Origin of the sequence: Rhodococcus sp. ARC_M6 (assembly GCF_022810305.1) — a bacterium.
In the GTDB taxonomy this organism is placed as follows: domain Bacteria; phylum Actinomycetota; class Actinomycetes; order Mycobacteriales; family Mycobacteriaceae; genus Rhodococcus_F.
Map to the genome: position 1 here is coordinate 1 of NZ_JALGQH010000080.1, position 735 is coordinate 735.

At 64.5% G+C, this 735-nt stretch carries 1 protein-coding gene; it reads left to right on the top strand.

What is annotated here, in order from left to right; translation table 11 throughout:
• On the top strand, window positions 1–735 hold a 735-nt coding region (locus MTX36_RS29450), incomplete at both ends, for an aminotransferase class V-fold PLP-dependent enzyme (RefSeq protein WP_243623199.1).

Consider the following 735-nt stretch of genomic DNA (forward strand, 5'->3'; position numbering starts at 1 on the left):
ACTGGTCCTTCGAAACCAAACAGGTCCACGCCGGCCAAACCGCAGACACCGCCACCAACGCGCGCGCACTGCCCATCTACCAAACCACCAGCTACGTCTTCGACAGCACCGACCACGCAGCAGCCCTCTTCGGCCTCGCCGAACCCGGCAACATCTACACCCGCATCATGAACCCCACCCAAGACACCGTCGAACAACGCATCGCCGCCCTCGAAGGCGGAGTCGCCGCACTCCTACTCTCCTCCGGCCAAGCCGCCGAAACCCTCGCCATCCTCAACATCGCCGAAGCCGGCGACCACATCGTCGCCTCCCCCTACCTCTACGGCGGCACCTACAACCTCCTCCACTACACCCTGCGCAAACTCGGAGTCGAAACCACCTTCGTCGAAGACCCCGACAACCTCGACCACTGGGCCGACGCCATCCGCCCCAACACCAAAGCATTCTTCGGCGAAACCATCGCCAACCCCAAAAACCACATCCTCGACATCCCCGGCATCAGCGCCGTAGCCCACAACCACGGCCTCCCCCTCATCGTCGACAACACCGTCGCCACGCCCTACCTGCTACGACCCTTCGAACACGGCGCCGACATCGTCGTCCACTCCGCCACCAAATACCTCGGCGGACACGGCACCGCCGTCGCCGGCGTCATCGTCGACAGCGGCACCTTCGACTGGACCCAGGGCCGACACACCAACTTCACCACCCCCGACCCCAGCTACCACGGCGTCA